Annotated in this window: 17 protein-coding genes; 4 read left to right on the top strand and 13 right to left on the bottom strand. The window is 54.8% G+C overall.

Going from position 1 to position 16,762, the window contains the following annotated elements:
- Positions 1-71 precede the first annotated feature (71 nt).
- The 12 genes from ABQ298_14115 to ychF all read right to left on the bottom strand — a co-directional run bounded on the left by ABQ298_14115 (position 72) and on the right by ychF (position 11,871).
- Positions 72-1,097 carry an adenosine deaminase gene (locus ABQ298_14115; GenBank protein MEQ9825516.1) on the bottom strand — a complete coding sequence of 342 codons (1,026 nt, stop codon included), beginning with the start codon at positions 1,095-1,097 and terminating at the stop codon, positions 72-74.
- Between the two features lie 10 nt (positions 1,098-1,107).
- Positions 1,108-1,563 (bottom strand): polymer-forming cytoskeletal protein, encoded by a 456-nt coding sequence (locus tag ABQ298_14110; protein MEQ9825515.1) that lies wholly within the window; start codon positions 1,561-1,563, stop codon positions 1,108-1,110.
- A gap of 55 nt (positions 1,564-1,618) precedes the next feature.
- Positions 1,619-3,292, bottom strand: a complete 1,674-nt coding sequence (locus tag ABQ298_14105; protein MEQ9825514.1) for a putative manganese-dependent inorganic diphosphatase — start codon at positions 3,290-3,292, stop codon at positions 1,619-1,621.
- A 32-nt stretch (positions 3,293-3,324) separates the two neighbouring features.
- Complete coding sequence (locus tag ABQ298_14100) at positions 3,325-4,014, bottom strand: prepilin-type N-terminal cleavage/methylation domain-containing protein (GenBank protein ID MEQ9825513.1); 690 nt, start codon at positions 4,012-4,014, stop codon at positions 3,325-3,327.
- Positions 4,015-4,215: 201 nt separating this feature from the next.
- Positions 4,216-4,695 (bottom strand): low molecular weight protein arginine phosphatase, encoded by a 480-nt coding sequence (locus ABQ298_14095; GenBank protein ID MEQ9825512.1) that lies wholly within the window; start codon positions 4,693-4,695, stop codon positions 4,216-4,218.
- Positions 4,696-4,829: 134 nt separating this feature from the next.
- Positions 4,830-5,516 (bottom strand): sulfite exporter TauE/SafE family protein, encoded by a 687-nt coding sequence (locus ABQ298_14090; GenBank protein ID MEQ9825511.1) that lies wholly within the window; start codon positions 5,514-5,516, stop codon positions 4,830-4,832.
- 3 nt (positions 5,517-5,519) lie between these two features.
- Complete coding sequence (locus tag ABQ298_14085) at positions 5,520-5,699, bottom strand: hypothetical protein (GenBank protein MEQ9825510.1); 180 nt, start codon at positions 5,697-5,699, stop codon at positions 5,520-5,522.
- Positions 5,696-7,111, bottom strand: a complete 1,416-nt coding sequence (ccoG, locus tag ABQ298_14080) for a cytochrome c oxidase accessory protein CcoG (GenBank protein ID MEQ9825509.1) — start codon at positions 7,109-7,111, stop codon at positions 5,696-5,698. Before ccoG ends, ABQ298_14085 begins: the two co-directional genes overlap by 4 nt.
- A gap of 81 nt (positions 7,112-7,192) precedes the next feature.
- On the bottom strand, positions 7,193-7,729 hold the full coding sequence (locus ABQ298_14075) for a c-type cytochrome (GenBank protein ID MEQ9825508.1): 537 nt from the start codon (positions 7,727-7,729) through the stop codon (positions 7,193-7,195).
- A gap of 27 nt (positions 7,730-7,756) precedes the next feature.
- Positions 7,757-7,972, bottom strand: coding sequence for a hypothetical protein (locus tag ABQ298_14070; GenBank protein MEQ9825507.1), 216 nt, complete (start codon positions 7,970-7,972; stop codon positions 7,757-7,759).
- A 39-nt stretch (positions 7,973-8,011) separates the two neighbouring features.
- Positions 8,012-10,348, bottom strand: a complete 2,337-nt coding sequence (gene ccoN / locus ABQ298_14065) for a cytochrome-c oxidase, cbb3-type subunit I (GenBank protein ID MEQ9825506.1) — start codon at positions 10,346-10,348, stop codon at positions 8,012-8,014.
- 419 nt (positions 10,349-10,767) lie between these two features.
- On the bottom strand, positions 10,768-11,871 hold the full coding sequence (gene ychF, locus ABQ298_14060; GenBank protein MEQ9825505.1) for a redox-regulated ATPase YchF: 1,104 nt from the start codon (positions 11,869-11,871) through the stop codon (positions 10,768-10,770).
- Positions 11,872-12,035: 164 nt separating this feature from the next.
- On the opposite strand from ychF, the gene ABQ298_14055 reads away from it, so the two are divergent.
- The 4 genes from ABQ298_14055 to ABQ298_14040 are packed head-to-tail and all read left to right on the top strand — an operon-like array spanning position 12,036 to position 16,026.
- Positions 12,036-13,691: a ComEC/Rec2 family competence protein gene (locus ABQ298_14055; protein ID MEQ9825504.1), complete on the top strand. Its 1,656-nt coding sequence runs from the start codon at positions 12,036-12,038 to the stop codon at positions 13,689-13,691.
- A 50-nt stretch (positions 13,692-13,741) separates the two neighbouring features.
- Positions 13,742-14,026 carry a hypothetical protein gene (locus ABQ298_14050; protein MEQ9825503.1) on the top strand — a complete coding sequence of 95 codons (285 nt, stop codon included), beginning with the start codon at positions 13,742-13,744 and terminating at the stop codon, positions 14,024-14,026.
- A 29-nt stretch (positions 14,027-14,055) separates the two neighbouring features.
- Complete coding sequence (locus ABQ298_14045) at positions 14,056-14,637, top strand: peptide deformylase (GenBank protein ID MEQ9825502.1); 582 nt, start codon at positions 14,056-14,058, stop codon at positions 14,635-14,637.
- A gap of 21 nt (positions 14,638-14,658) precedes the next feature.
- A complete protein-coding gene (locus ABQ298_14040) occupies positions 14,659-16,026 on the top strand; it encodes a sigma-54 dependent transcriptional regulator (GenBank protein ID MEQ9825501.1) in 1,368 nt (455 codons plus the stop codon).
- Positions 16,027-16,074: 48 nt separating this feature from the next.
- Here the strand turns inward: ABQ298_14040 and ABQ298_14035 are convergent.
- Positions 16,075-16,762 (bottom strand): beta-eliminating lyase-related protein (locus tag ABQ298_14035; GenBank protein ID MEQ9825500.1); only part of this gene is annotated, 688 nt, incomplete at its 5' end.

Raw genomic sequence — 16,762 nt, 5'->3', positions numbered from 1 at the left:
CGCCTGTGAGCACTAGCCTGAAACCGAAGCACCACTTAGAGGAGTGCTTCCGTGAGTTTGGTATCAGGTATTCAGCTGAGCTTCAGAAACGAGTGACTTCGCGCGTGCTCCTGCGCCAGTGCGATCAGGGCATCGCCATCAGACCCCAATTCCTGGTGGATCAGATCGTGCTCCCGGCGCAGGTTGGTGTGAATCAGATAGGGATTGTCCGTATTGATGCAGTAGGGGATCTGTTCCCTGGCCAACTCGCGGATCAGATCCGCAATTGTGCGGTAATCTGGAACAACGCGCGTGACGAGGTTTACCGAGGGACAAATTTCGAGGCAGATGGATTGAGTGCGCAGCAGTTTGATGAGGTGTTGCTTGAGCTTGCCATCGGCATTGCGCAACTCGACGCCGTGCCCGATGCGATCCGGCTGCAGAGCCTCGATTACGCGCAACATGGCTTCAGGTCCGGTCCCCTGACTTTCGCCAACGTGATAGGTCAGTTTCAGTCCGGCTTTCCGTGCCCGATGGAACATGGAGGCAATTTCAGCCAGCCAGGACTCGCGCAGTTCGAGTGAGCGTGATTCCAATCCTGCCATATCGATGCCAACGACCCCATTTGCACCGTTGAGGGAACCATGACTTTTCCACTTGATTGCGGCTTCGACGATTTGCCAGTTGGACTCGATGGGGAGATCGCGCCCCAGTGAAAGGATGATGCCGGTCGCAACTCCGTAGTGCAAACTTGCTTTTTCCAGGCCCTGCAACACCGCAAGGATGATGGCATCCATGGTGTGCAGTCCACTGCGCACCCGTTTATGGGGATTAAAGCGAAGTTCGAGGCTTTGCACTCGGGCGCGGCGGTAGGCCTTGGCTACAACCTGATAGGCCGAAACATTGGCTGCGGAGGGAGACGATTGAATCTCCTCTGTCAGTTGGAAATAGCGACCCAGAAAATCATCCAGGGATTTGACGTCCCGGGCATTGGCCGTGAGGGACTCGTGAAAACTGTCAAAGTTTTGGTATTCGGTCTGCAGACCATTGTCGCAAAGGGTCTCCCACAGTACGGACGATGGCACGGCACCGCCAAGGTGGATGTGCAGGTCATGCATGGACGATCCCTTACTCCCCGTCGGAGGCGGGAGCGTTACTGCCCATGATGCGACCCTTCAGTGCGCTGTCGAGGTAGCTGGATGAAGTTACCTGATCCGACGAGTTCGCCTCGGATTCATCAGAACCTGCGGGTTTTTGTTCCTTGAGAATGATCTGTCCGGTAAATTTTCCACCGGGTTTGATTTCGATGGATTCGTAGGTGATCATGCCGTCGACCTTTCCGGACTCCATGATGGTGATGTGACCGTCTACGGTAAGTTCGCCCTCGAAGCGTCCGCTGATCTCTGCCTGTTCGATGTTGCCCTTGCCCTTGAAGAAGCCGGACTGACTGATGATGAGGCTCTTCACATTGTGCAGTTCGCAGTTCATGTTTCCATCGAGCACGAGGCGATCACAGTTGTCGATGCGTCCATCGACGGTGATGCCGTAGCCCACGATCATTTGTTTCTCGGCGTTGTCTTTCATGGCGATTTTCGGATTGAGTTAGCGTTGCGAGCGAAAATGGGAAAGGTAGCGAGGATCAGGAGGCAATGCCAATGCTTTTGAGCGTAGTGGTAAGATAGGGAATGAGTTGCTTCTTGCGGCTGACAATGGAATTCAATTCAAACACCATGCCTTTCTTCACATGGGGATAGGAAATGGATTCGATCAAACCCTTGTTTCCACTGATCACGAGAAGGGAATTCTGGCGATTGATGTCGGTGACCAGGAGCGATGAGAAAAAGAGCGAGTTCTTTTCGCGGTAGGTTTCGAGTGCATCGTAGAGTGCTTTCCAGCAGTTCCAGAAGTTGTCATACCCCAGCTCTTCTACCTGGCAAACGGAGAATTCGATGTCGCCATGATGGTAGTGTTTGCAATCGGCTGTGACCACGCCCTCCGGGGATTCGGAGGAAATCGTGCTGCCCGAGTTGAAGATCAGGTCCGCAAGTTCCTTGGGCGACACTCCCGAGCGATCAGATAGCCACTTCAGGATTTCCCGATCCACATCGGTCGTGGTGGGGCTGTTCAGGAACAGCGTATCGGAGATCATGCCTGCCATGAGGATGCCGGCAATATGGGGAGCAATCTTGAGTCGATGACGGCGAAACAGGTTGGCCACGATCGTGGAGGTCGAACCGACGGGTTCGTTGATGAAGAGGATGGGTTGCTCGGTTGTGAGATTGCCCAGGCGGTGGTGGTCGATGACCTCAGTGATGCGCACTTCGCGCGCTCCATCAACGGCCTGACTCATTTCGTTGTGATCGACGAGCACCAGTTCGGTTTTTACCGGGCGAAGCAGGTCGGTCTTGGTAAACACGCCGAGCAGTTTTCCATCTTCGGAAACCACGGGAAAGAGGGGTGCGGAAAGCTCAATAACGCGGCGTTTTGCCGCTGCCACGGTGTCATCAATTCCGAAGGTGGTCGGAACAGAATCCATCAGATGGGTGACGGAAGTGGCAGTTTTGATGATCCAGGAAGTGGTGGCTGTGTCGTGCGGGCTGACAATCAGGCTGATGCCGTTTGCCTTGACGCGTTCACGAATATCCTTGTCAACCCGAAGCCCACCGGTGATCACGATGAGGCGAACTCCGATCTGGATGCACTTTTCCTGGATATCCCAGCGGTCTCCCACGACCACAATGGAGGAGGATGGGGGCAATTGGCTTTCCTGTGAAGTGCGGTCGAACGAGCGAATGTCCATGGCTCCGACCCGCACAAACATTTCATCCTCCTGCTCAGGGTTGACGACATTCACCACCTTCGCATCCAGTGAGCGGATGATATCGGAAATGCGCGTGCGAACACGGCGCATGTCGAGAGGGTTCCTGACACGAGGAGTGAAATATTGCCCCAGACCAAAGATGGTAATGATTCCCTTGAGTATGCCTTGGTCGTCGACGACAGGCAGGGCACGATAGTCATGTTCGTCGATGATGCGCAGTGCCTCAGCGCAGGTATCGCTGGGCGATACCACGTGTGGTTTGGTGCGCATGATGTCCCGAACCCGTGGAGTGACATCGCCCAGGAAGGTTGGCAGTGGTGTCTCAAAGCGGTTGAGGATCGCATCGATTCGCGGATTCGAGTTTCCGCATCGGGCGGGAACAAAATGTTCAAACCCCTGTGCCTTTTTTAATGCGGCATAACCGATAGCGGAGCAGACGGAATCGGCGTCGGGATTTTTGTGACCGATGATGAAGGCGGGTTGTTCTGGCATAGGTGTCAAATCGAAGTGACCAGCTGAAATACTCAAAGTGTATTGTTTAGAATGACTGCACCTGGACTGATGGCCTCATGAATGTTGGCGGTGCGGGCCTTGGTTTGGTAGTGCACAAGTTCACCCCCGTTTTCAGAAAGATCCCGGTAGAAACGCACATGGCCGTCAAGGAATGCAATGTGCCCTCCTGATGCTCCCCAGGGAGCATGGGTCTCCCATGAACCTGAAGCCGTCAGTCCACGTGTAAACAGCAATGGGGTCGTTGTGGCGGGCGCATTTGGAGTGATGCCTGCGACGACGGCGTAGCTGGGGGTTGCAGATTCAAACTCCGAATGGATCGTGAAGGTGCCATCGGATGTGGTGCCGACGACCAGGGGAAGTGATGCCAGAGCTGCAACTTCCGGATCGGTCTCGATGAAATAGAGGCTGGCATCGTTGAGTTCAACCTCCTTGGCCAGCCATGCGGCCCATTCGTGAATCGAGTCCACCGTTGCTGGAATCGTTCGTACCCGACCGCCAGATGCAGCGAAGGTGGCATAGGCCTGGGCGATGGAGCGCAGGTTGCTTGCCGACTTGGCGCGCTGCGCGTTTTCGCGAACTTTTCCAACGGATGGAATCAGGATGGCGGCGAGGATGCCAATGATGGCGATGACGGTCAGGAGTTCAATGAGGGTGAACGCCTGCCGGGTTGAGGAGGGGCGGCGGTATGGTTTGGTTTTCATGTGCAAAGGATGGATCGAATTCCCTTTATTTAAGCGTCCCCAGGCACTTCGGAGTCAACGCCAAAACCCGAATGCAACGTTAAAACCAGCTTCCCTCGATTCTGGCCTGAATACCTTTGCATTTCGGTGGTGTGCAGGCGGAATAGTCAGCCTGAGGCCTGGAGCTGTGAATCGTTTCAAATGGTACTGCGGAACTCAGCCTCACCGATAATGGTGGCGCAGGAATTCAAGCACTGAAGGGATGGCTTCGACAATGCTGTCCCGGCAATGCGCGTACGAGCGTACATCTCCGCCAAATGGATCGGGAATGTCTGGGGATTCCGAGTTCATCCATTCCCGAACGAGAAAGATGCGGTCTGGATCCGTGTCAGTTAAACTCAATAATCCGTCGCGGTGCGCGGTGGTCATGCACAAAAAGAGCAGCCCACGGCTCAGGTCAACTTCGTGAAGGGAGCGACTCTGGTGTGCAGACAGGTCAAGACCGACCTTGGATAGCACATGCACGGCATTTGGGGACGCAGGGCAACCGGGAAAGGCGGACAGCCCAAATGAGGCAACTTGCAGTTCGCATAACGGTGGAGCTTCCGCTGCGAGTGCGTGTTGAAGCAACTGTTCGGCCATGGGGCTTCGACAGGTGTTACCCGAACAGACAAAAAATATGGTATTGGGTGAAGCTTGCAACGGGATGGATGGAGTTGAATCCTTTGGAAAATGCGAGCTTCAATCAATGACCTTCATCCGCGTTTGTCAACCGACGCCCGCATTGGCAACTGCTGTCTATATGAACCCTTGGGGAACATGGTGCACTGCACCGCTCACAATCCAAAACAGGCAGCACCGTCGAGCGGTGAACCGATCATGATCATGCGCACCGTGATCAGGATGGCCGCAATCAGGGCGAGGGAGCGCTGGATCACCCGGATGGTGCCGCTGGCCCATTTTTGCCGGTGACGGAGAAACTGACTCTGCGCCAGCCAGAGCAGGGGAATGGTGCCAAGACAGAAGCCGAGCATGATCTGGGCACCAAAGAACGGACTTCCCGACACCAGAGCAACCCACAGCACCATGTAGAGCGGAGCACAGGGAAGCAGGGGTGTGAGCAGCCCCATTGCAAGGGTCGAGACTTCACCCGGCAGGGATCGACTTTTGAGCATCCAGCGGGAAAGAAAGCGTGGGGATCTTCGGTGTTTGGGCTGGATCCACTTATCCAGACCCAACGCAAACAGCAGCAGCATGCCGACAAGTGCCCACGGAAGGAAGCGGGAGATATCCCAGCGAAATGCTTGCACAAAACTCAAACTCAGGGCACCAGCGAGGATGCCGATGCTGACATAGGAAATCACTCGCCCGAGGTGGTAGCTCAACTGCAGGCTTTCACTGCCGATCCTGCGAGCGGGGACCAAAGAACAATAGAGTGGTCCGCACATGCCAATGCAGTGTGGACTGACAATCAATCCCGCGAGAAATGCGCTCCACGCACCAGCTGAGACGTCGGGAAACATGAATCAGGGATGTGGGGGGTGCCCCGAATCGGGGAGTTGACGTTCGAGCGTTTCCCCTTCGGCAGGAGGACTAAAATCATACTGATTTGCAATGCGAACCGTCCAGTACCAGCCCAGAATCACCAGGAGAAAGGCTGCGACGACCCATATCCACAGGTTACCAATGATTTGCCTGATCTTCATTCGAATACCATTTCCTTGTTGAGCGCAGCCACATTGGGTCCGAGGAAAGAAACCGTGCGGGATAGCGAGAGGTCACTGTTTTCGGTTTCAAGCCAAACGTCAAACGGGAAGGTTCCTTCAAAGCCTTCGATTGGGGTTGTCACAATCAGGGGAACGACGACCTCGCCCACGGGGTCGACGCTGATCTTCTGGGCGTCCCCCAGTTGGGTCAGCGGATGCTGACCTGGATCAATGTGGATCGAAAATACCTGCACGCTGTCTGCCTTGTTCACGATGCGCACATTGTACTGATTACGCACCTGTGTTTCAGTCTGGTAGTAGGGAGGTCCGCTCATGCGAGTGACCAGCAGGTAGGCGGATTCCACGGACGTGAAGGCGTAGGTCATCGCACCTGCTCCCATCAGCAAAAAGAAGAGGTAGAGGAAAAACCGGGGTCGCAGGATGCGCTTGCCCTGACCCTTGAAACCATTGAGCGAATCATAGCGGATGAGTCCCTTCTCACGACCCAGGTGGGCCATGACCACATCACAGGCGTCAATGCAGTTGGCACAACCGACACACTCCATCTGTAGCCCCTGGCGGATGTCGATACCGGTTGGACACACCTGAACACAACGCTTGCAGTCGATGCAGTCACCGACGCCCGGTGTGCGTGGTTTTCCACGCGGCTCCCCACGATCTTCGTCGTATCCGATGACGATGGAATCGTCGTCAATGAGTGCAGATTGCAGGCGACCATAGGGGCAGATTGCCAGACAGAGCTGTTCACGAAACCATGCAAAGTTGAAGTAGAGCAGTGCGGCAGTGACGAAGACAAAAAGGAAGCCCTCCCAATGTTCTGCGGGACTGTGGGAAACCCAATCGTAAAGCCCCGGAATCGAAATGAAATATGCCACCAGCATGTGGGCAATGCCCAGGGAAACCAGTACAAACAGTGCGTGCTTGGTTCCACGGCGCAGCATCTTTTCCGGTTCTCCCCAGTTCATTTTGTCCAGACGCTTCTGGTTCGACACATTGCCCTCAAGCCAGCGCTCAATACGGCGGTAAACATGTTCCAGGAAAACCGTGTGCGGGCACGTCCATCCACACCAGACACGGCCGAAAATGGATGTGACGACGTAGAGCGTGAAACCGAGTCCGGATACCAGAAAAAATGCGAGCCAGAAATCCTGGGCAGCAAAAGCTGCGCCGAAGATGTAGAAACGGCGGGCCGAAAAATCGAAAAACAGGGCAGGGTGGCCACCTATCTGGATCCACGGCAAGAGCAGATAAATCAGGATGAGCACAGCCGCAGTGATGCGCCTCCATGTGGTGAATGGGCCTTTGGCATCGGCAGGGCGAAGGAAATTGCGCGACCCATCGGTGTTGATGGAGGCGAGCGTGTCGAGCGTGGGCTGATGCTTTTTCGCCATATAAGTTTATTAGAATGTTTTAATTGAAAATCGCAACCCTCGTCACATTTTCATTCACTGCCTTTTACGATCCAGGTGGGTTCAGGGCTGTTGACTGAGAATATAGGCCACTACTTCGGCGATTTTTTTCGGACCCAACTGATTTTCCCATGCCTGCATTCCCTTCTCGATCACTCCGTTTGAGATGACATTGTAGATGTCCGTGGGGTTGCTGCCGTGCAGCCACTCTGCATCGACAAGACTGGGTCCCACCATTCCGCTCATGTCGGGCATGTGACAGGCTGCGCAATTCTGCTGGTAAGTCGCCCGTCCTGCTGCAACCCACGTTTCATTGTCCGCGAATGAGCGCAGGGTATCATCATCAAGAATGGCGAGCGTTTCCTGCATGCGTGCATCTTCCACCAATGCCAGTTGTGTTTCGAGCTTCTCGTAGTCGTAAGTTCCTCCCATCCACTGATCCCTCACGACCCAGTAAACTACTGAGAATGCGATGCTCGCATAGAGTGTGAAAAGCCACCAGTTTGGCAGTTTTTGATCAAACTCCTGAATCCCGTCGAAGGAGTGTTCCATGACTTTGAGATCCTGGTTATTCGAATGGTCATTGCGGGTTTCGTTCATGGCGAGTCAGGTGGGGCTTGCAAAAGTTCAGGTGTTGTCGGAAGTGTCAGCCTTTTCAGGCTTGGAGTCGGATGTCGGGGCGTCGTCCTGGCGAAGTGGCATGGATGCCATGCTATCCGCCTTGTCGCGCTTCATCAGTAAAGCACGAATGGTAAACACCACAAAAAAGGTTGCGATCAGGATGAAGGCTGTGGTTTGGACCCACACATGCCAGTCTTCAAAAGTAACCTTGGCTCCACTCATGACGGTCTTTGGATTCGGGTTGGTTGATTTGCAGAATGCTCAGCGATTGGGTTCCGTGATGGAGGGTGTCCCTCTCACTTCGTAGGCTCCGAGCTTTTGCATGTAGGCAATCAATGCGGTCATTTGTGTATTGGGTTCGAGTGCGCGCCCTTTGGTCTGAAGATCCCGGGAGATTGCTTCCGCCTGTGTGGCGACCAGGTCGCGGATTTCAGATTCCTCCCATTCGGGAAAAGGGACTCCGAGCATGCGCTGCACGGCGAGCTTTGAGGGCAGGGCATCCATGTCGATTTTCTTTTCTGCGAGCCATGGGTAGGCAGGCATGTTGGATCCTGGTGAAATGGCTCGTGGATCCATGAAATGATCGTAGTGCCACTCGTTGGGGCGAAATCCGCCCTCCCGCGCCAAGTCGGGGCCGATGCGTCGTGATCCCCATTGGTAAGGATAGTCGTAAATGGATTCACCCAGACGGGAGTAATCTCCGTAACGCAGCACGTCTGCGCGCATGGTCCTCACCATCTGAGAGTGACAGTTGTAACAGCCTTCGGAGACATAAATATCCCGTCCAGCCAGTTCGAGCGGCGTATATAGCTCCTGGACGCGACCCTCAAGATTGTGCGCCCGCTGCACCGTAACGGTTGGGATGATTTGGATTGCACCACCCACCGCAACGGCAAGAAAGACCAGAATCGTGAATGACATCGAGTTGGCCAGCAGTTTTTCATACCAGCGCGTCCACCCGCCCTTGGATACCTTGAAACTCACGAGGGCGAGTAGCACCGTGAAAATCGTTCCAAACATGCCGACTAACATCCAGAATCCTTCCGTCAGCATCCAGATGCAGGGGAATGCGATGCCGAGTACCGTGTAGGCAACCGGAGCATTGATCAACCCGCCAGTCAAACCCTGATCATCCCGAACGGTGCGGGCTGGAACCTCTACGGTGACATCATTGACTTCCGCTCCCATAACGGTGCGCGCCATGTTGTAGGCGAGGATCACGAATCCGAGCAGGTAGAGTGTTCCACCAATCGCCCGGGTGAGCATGAGCGCATGAATGGCGTTCAGGGTTTCCAAAAAATTACCGTAGGCCAGACTCGTGCCGGTTTCATTCAGCGCATTGAGCATCATGCCCTGATTGACGCCGGAGATCCACATGGAGGCGACGTAAAGCAGGATGCCAATCATGGACAGCCAGAAGTGCAGGTTTGCCAGTTGCTGAGAGTAAAGGCCGCGTTTCCACAAGCGTGGCAGCAGCCAGTATATCATGCCAGCTGCCATCATGCCGTTCCACCCGAGTGTTCCCGAGTGAACGTGCCCAATGATCCAGTCTGAGTAGTGTGCAAGTGCATTGACTGACTTGATCGAGAGCAGTGGCCCCTCAAACGTGGCCATGCCGTAAAACGTGATCCCTGCGGCAAAAAACTTCACGACCGGATCGGTTCGCAGTTTGTCCCACGCTCCTCGCATGGTGAACAGGCCGTTCAGCATGCCGCCCCAGGAAGGTGCCCACAGCATCAATGAAAAAAGCATGCCCAGGTATTGCAGCCAGGCCGGCAGTGCGGTGTTGAGCAGGTGGTGGGGGCCAGCCCAGATGTAGATAAAGACGAGGGACCAGAAGTGAATCACCGACAACTGGTAGGAGTAGACCGGGCGGTTGACCGCCTTCGGCACAAAATAATACATGATGCCGAGGATGGGAGTCGTCAGGAAGAAGGCGACGGCGTTGTGACCATACCACCACTGCACCAGCGCGTCCTGAACCCCACCAAAAATGGGATAGCTGTGAATCAGACTGGTAGGAATCGAGAGGTGGTTGACGATGTAGAGCAGGGCTACAGTGACGATGGTGGCAATGTAGAACCAGATGGCAACGTAGAGTGTGGGTTCATTGCGCCGCGCGAGGGTCCAGAAAAAGTTGATCGCGAATACGACCCAGATCAGGGCGACCAGAATGTTGATCGGCCAGATCAGTTCTGCGTATTCTTTACCACGGGTCAGTCCCAGTGGGAGTGTAATGGCCGCACATACGATGATGAACTGCCAGCCCCAGAAATGCAGCCACGAGAGAAAATCGGATGCCAGCCGGGCGCGCACGAGACGCTGGGTGGAGTAGTAGATGCCTGCAAACATCATGTTGCCCACAAACGCAAAAATGGCGGCATTGGTGTGTAGTGGGCGCAACCTTCCAAATCCAATCCATTCGAGCGGGATGTGCAGGCCGAACAGGTAGATGCCACCGTCGATTTGCCAGAAATTCAGCATGAAGGCGATCAGCACGCCCGCAGCCATTGCCACGAGAGACCAAATGACCGTGGCGATCAGGAAATAGCGGACGATGTTGTCGTTGTATGCAATGGTAACCTTGTTCTGGCTCATAGTTCAGGGAGTGGATTTGTCTGCGAATCAGGAAGTTGATCCTGGAGGTGGGGATTCAGAGTTCTCGCGTGTGGCCTGCTCATCCCGAAACGGAATAAGTGCACTTTGTTCCGGGCTGCTACGATGACGGGATTTCGCGTTCCTTACGAAGAAGGTTAAAAAAAACGCCGCCAGGGTAAAGCTCAGAAAAATCGTCAGAAACAGGACTTCCATGAGATCACCTTCAGGATCTTATTAGTATTTCTTGTATGACCGAATGCCCGTGGATCAACGGTCCATCTGATTGTAGGGGTATATATTTATGGCGTTAATAGAGTAAATAAGCAGTTCTTATGATCACAACCTCAAAATCTACCCTTAACCCCTTTGCCGAGGGTTTAATTGATATCGCCCGAGCGGTGAAAACCCTGTCGCTTGCCTTAGGTTGCAAAGCGAAAGTGGATCACATCTCCGTCTTTGACGAGATAGTCCTTGCCCTCAAGACGGTATTTTCCGGCCTCTCTCGCGGCATTGACGCTGCCCAGCTGCATGAGGTCATCGTAGGAGACGACTTCGGCTTTGATGAAGCCTTTTTCAAAATCCGTGTGAATCACTCCCGCACACTGTGGTGCCTTCATGCCCTTGATAAACGTCCATGCCCGGACTTCGATCTCGCCCGCAGTCAGGTATGATGCGAGTCCGAGCAGGTGGTAGGTCGACTGGATCAAGCGGTTGACGCCAGAGTCCTCGACACCGAGGTCCTGCAGGTAGGAGGCTGCCTCGGATGGATCAAAATCCATGAGTTCCTCCTCAATACGGGCCGAAATGACGCAAACCTCGGTTTGGTTGCGCTGGTCTGCGGCGGCCTGAACCTGCTGCACCATGGCGTTTGCGTTGGCATTGGCGAGATCAGTTTCTGCCACATTGCAGGCAAAAAGCATGGGTTTGGAGGAGAGCAGATTCAAGGACTTGAGCAGCGGTTTTTCATCTTCGTCGATGCCAAAGGTATTGGCTGCGAATCCCTGCTCGAGGTGTGGGTTGATGCGGTCAATCAAGTCGACTGCCGCGAGGGCCGCCTTATCATTGCCCCTTGCCTTTTTGATCAATTTCTCCCGCTGGCGGGCGAGTGATTCCAGGTCGGCCAGAATGAGCTCGGTTTCGATGATTTCGATATCGCGCACGGGATCGACCGAGCCAGCATTGTGGATGATGTCATCATCCTCAAAACAGCGTACGACATGAACGATGGCATCCACTTCCCGGATGTTCGCAAGAAACTTGTTCCCCAGACCCTCTCCCTTGCTTGCACCTGCCACGAGTCCGGCAATGTCCACAACCTCGAGAGCTGCGGGAATGATGCGCTGCGTTTTCACCAGCTTGGAGAGCGGCTCCAGTCGGGCGTCCGGAACCTGGACTACGCCGACATTGGGATCGATGGTGCAAAACGGGTAGTTTTGCGCATCGGCCTTGCGTGACCGGGTGAGTGCGTTGAAGAGGGTGCTCTTGCCCACATTGGGTAAACCTACGATGCCTGCCTGTAACATGATCCGTTGCTAGATGAGTCGTTGAACCTTAGAGAATACGCGCCCTTCCGGATTTGAAAGCAAGCCCCAAGTGGAGCGAGTGTTCGGAAAATCTTGTGCTGCGTTCCTTGTCGCGCCAAGGTGATAGGGTCTCAACCCTCCGCACCTCTCTCGGCTGTTCTCTCGTGAATCCGACCTCCTCCAACTCCCGCAAATCGTATCGTGCGCCGATGCTGTGGCTGCTCCTGCCCTGGTGCAGTGGACTCTGGTTGGCCTCAGCAGATCGTGCCGATTCGCTATCGGTGTTGTCGCTGCTGGTGGGTTCCGGGCTTCTGCTGGTGGGAGCTTCGGTTTTTCTACTGGAGCGGTTTTCGGGCTATTTCTGGATCTGGAAAAGTTGTTATGCAGTGGCAGCTGGACTTCTGGCGATGGCATGGTGGCACGTACAGGGACCGGACCCTGCAGCGGCCAGGCACTGGCGATCCTTGCCCGTGCGCGAATGTGAGCTGGTTCTCAGGGTTGACTCGATTGCAAGCCATCCGCGTGTGTCGGGTCACCCTGTGCTGGAGTGCCGCGCAAACGTGGTCGCGGTTCGAAGCCCTGATCCAGAGCTTCTGGAACCCATGCCAGAGGAACTGAACTGCCACCTCACGCTGCCTCCAGAACGGGGTGAACTGCGGGAATTCGGCATCCTGCGGGCACGCGCTGTGCTGCATCCTCCGAAGCAGGCTGGAATGCCCTTTCTGTTTCGAAATGGGGAGGTATTGGAAGTGATCGAAGCGGGTCGTTCTTCCTGGGATGCATCCCTTCGCTACACCATCCTGCATCGCATGATTCTTGCACTGGGGAAGGGAGAACCGAAGGGATTTGCCTACGCAGGATACCTGCAATCGATGCTGACCGGGGATACGCGCTTTCTTGCCTACCCTGATAAAGAACGCATTCGTCGTGCGGGGGTGATGCACTTTTTTGCGATCAGTGGATTCCACCTCTCCATGATCGCTCTGATCTGTTACACAACGCTACAGTTGGTAGGGGCTTCGAAGCGGGTCAGCATTGTGGCGATGCTCGCGTTTTGTGCAGGTTTTGTGTGGGTCACGGGCAACCCGGTTTCGGCTCAGCGTGCCTGGCTCATGCTGGCCTGCTATTTTTTTGCAAAACTGGTGTTGCGAAAACCGGATGCGCTTGCGTCCACTGCTGCTGCGGCGCTTTGTGTGCTGTGGATGGACCCTACTCAGCTCTTTTCTCCGGGATTCCAGCTGAGTTTCATCGTGGTTGCGGGCATTCTGACACAGGCCATTCCCCTGCATGAGCGACTGGTAGACTCTCCGTTTCTATCCGTTGGTGATGCTTTTCGGGTGACGGATCGCATTACCAATGGACTGTGGAAGCTGAGACGCTTTTTCCTCGGTGCATTTTCCGTGAGCTGGACGGCCTTTTGGATGAGTGCGCCTGTGGTCGCGAGCACATTTGGGAGTGTTCCGTTTGCGGCGATTATCGTCAACACCCTGTTGGTTCCCCTGTTTGCACTGATCCTCATCACTGGCTTCCTGTCCGCGAGCTTAGGGGTGTTGGGCATGTGGGAGGTCAGTGGCTTCCTGAATCAGGCAGCCTGGCTCGTGCTTGCGAGCATTGATGCACTGCTAGCCATTACCGACCGTTTACCGTTGACGCTGGTGATGGAGATGCCCGGTGCCCTGGCGGCAGTTGCTACCCTTGCGGTTCTGGGAGTCGGATGCGGGTGGAATCTGTTTCGACGACAACATCATGCCAAACTTTTCCTGCCTCCACTGATCAGCCTGGGAAGCCTCTTGCTATCCTTGCTGCTTCCGCGCGGCTGAATTGACACTGGCGCGTGGAAGCATTACCGGTTTTCATCATATCATTTGTTATGAAGAGTGCTTACGAACTAGCCATGGAGCGACTGCAGGCTACCGAATCCGGAGAGCGGGTTTCGCTAACGCAGGAGCAGAAGGACCGCCTTGCGGAAATTGACCGCCGTTTCAAGGCAAGGATTGCAGAGCGGGATGTATTTCTCAAAAAACAGTTGGCAGAAGTTCGACAGCAGGGCAACCGCCAGGAAGAGGAAGCATTGCTCAAGCAGATCGCATCGGAACGCCTGCTTCTTGAAGAGGAAATGGAGGCGGAAAAAACCGCCGTTCGCAAATCCGGGTAAAGGACCTGAACTGACTTGTATCAAATACCATGTTGAGAATCACCCATTATGGAGAGAGCGTGCTGACACGCAAGGGAACTGAAATCACCGTTTTTGACGAGGCACTGTTGAATCTGGCAGATGCGATGGTCGATACGATGTACGAGGCAGACGGCATCGGTCTTGCGGCCCAGCAAATTGATCAGCCCATCATGCTGTGTGTGGTGGATGTCGCTCCCGAGGGTGCGGAAGTCGATTTTGCTTATGAACTCGACGGGAAAACACCACCCATTGACTTGATCATGCCCATGGCACTGGTGAACCCACGCATTCTCAAGGTGTCGGAAGACACGGATGTGCTCGAAGAGGGCTGTCTTTCGTTTCCGGGCATTCGCGGTGAGGTGAGGCGCCCTCTGGCGATTGAAGTGACATACCAGGATCTTGAGGGTGCAAGTCACAATCTGAAATGTGATGGCATACTGGCGCGCTGTATTCAGCACGAAGTGGATCATCTCAACGGAATACTCTTTACGGATCGAATGGATTCGAAGACGCGGAAATCGCTCAAAACCGAGCTGAGGGAGTTGAAGGAAGCAACCTTGGCGTCCATCCCCTCTGTCCGTGATCAATGATGAGCTACAACGACACCACTCATGGCTGATGTCCCCTCCTATTCGGTCCTGATTGCTGATGATCAGGAAGACATTTTGAAAGCGCTGCGTATGCTGCTGCGCAGTGAAGGGTTTCGCATCTCTGTGGCGACTCACCCGGATGAGGTGGTTGACCAGGTGCGACGTCAGGAATTTGACGTTGTGTTACTGGACCTGAATTACACCCGCGACACCACTTCCGGACAGGAGGGGCTGGAACTGGTCCGAACTCTTCGGGGAATGGACGCTGACCTGTCTGTGGTCGTTATGACCGCTTGGGCTTCAGTCGAGCTTGCCGTCGAAATCATGCGGGAGGGAGCGAGGGATTTCATTACCAAACCCTGGGAGAATGAACGTGTCGTCAGCGTGATGCGCAATCAGGCGGAATACACCCGCCTGGTTCGCAAGGGCAAATTGCTCCGTGAGGAAAACAAGATCCTGCGCTCGGACCAGAAGGTGGAGTTTATTTCCCGCTCGGAGGCGATGAAACCCGTGCTGGAAATCATTGATGCAGTCGGCCCTTCCGATGCCAACGTTTTGATCACTGGTGAAAATGGGACGGGCAAGGGTGTGATTGCAAAGGTATTGCATGAGCGCAGCCACCGCCGGGAGAAGCCGTTCATCAGTGTGAACATGGGCGGATTGCCAGAGGGGATTTTTGAAAGCGAGCTGTTTGGTCATGTCAAGGGTGCCTTTACCGATGCGCGGGCGGACCGGGCTGGGCGTTTTGAACTGGCTGACGAAGGGGCGCTGTTCATGGATGAGATTGGCAATGTACCACTCAATCAGCAGAACAAATTACTACGCCTGTTGGAGACCGGGGAATTTGAACGGGTGGGTTCATCCAAAACCCGCAAGGTTGATGTGCGCATCATCAGTGCTACCAACGCGGACATGGACGAAGCGGTCAGGAGCGGTGCGTTTCGGCAGGACCTGCTATACCGCCTCAATACCATTCACATTCACCTGCCCCCGCTGCGTGAGCGAATCGAAGACATCGACGTCCTGGCAGACCATTTCCTCAACCGTCATCTCCAGAAATATCGCAAACCCATCGAGGGTTTTTCGTCCAAGGCGATTGAACTGCTCAAAGGCTATGAATGGCCGGGCAATGTGCGGGAATTGGATCACTGCGTGGAGCGTTCGGTATTGATGTGCAAGGACAGTCTCATCGAGCCGACCCATCTTGGACTCAACGGTTCCACAGGTGGGGTGCAGGCTTCCATGGATGACATGAGTCTGGACGATCTCGAGCGCTATTTCATTGAGCGCACTCTCAAACGCCACGGTGGCAATGCGACCGAGGCGGCCAAGGCATTGGGTCTGTCGCGCAGTGCGTTCTACCGTCGCCTTCAGCGTTTTGGTCTTTGAATCCAGCGCACCGATTGGTGGATTGTGCAACCAGATCCCGATCCACGTTCAGGTCGCACTCAAGTCGCGTAAGTCGTCAAGAAAAGCTGCGATGTCACTGTCTTCCGTATCCCAACTGCACATGAGCCGATAACCGCCCATCTGTGGAAAAGGGTAGAACATCCAGCCCCGATCCAGCATCGCCGGGTAGGTGGATTCAGGCATGGAGCAGAAGACTGCATTGGACTCGACCGGAAGAAGGATGTCGATACCCTCTATGGAGCGCAGCCCTTTTTCCAGTTGTTTGGCCATGGCATTGGCGTGCAGGGCGTTACGATGCCACTCGTGTGTTTCGATGAACGGAATCCACGGTCCGCTCAGAAAGCGCATTTTTGACGTGAGCTGGCCGCTCTGCTTCACGCGGTAGTCGACTCGGTCCACCTGTTCTGGATTAAAGACAACAAGCACTTCTCCATACGCCAGTCCGTTCTTCACTCCACCGAGACTGAGAATATCCACTCCGGCCTTCCATGACATCTCGGCTGGCGTCGCATCGAGAGCGACCAGCGCGTTGCAGAAGCGTGCACCGTCCATGTGCAGGAGCAGGTCGTGGCGGTGCGCGGTATCCGCCAGCTCTTCAATTGCCGCGAGCGGGTAGAGCGTGCCCCCTTCCGTGCATTGCGTGATGCTGACCAGTCCGGGAAGGGTGCCATGCACTCCGTGGGATTGTTCGAAGACCGGTGCAATGGATTCGGGC

The organism is Puniceicoccaceae bacterium (genome assembly GCA_040224245.1).
GTDB lineage: Bacteria > Verrucomicrobiota > Verrucomicrobiia > Opitutales > JAFGAQ01 > JAKSBQ01.
Note: the sequence above shows the minus strand (reverse complement) of the source record. Positions and strands in the feature narration are given on the sequence as shown.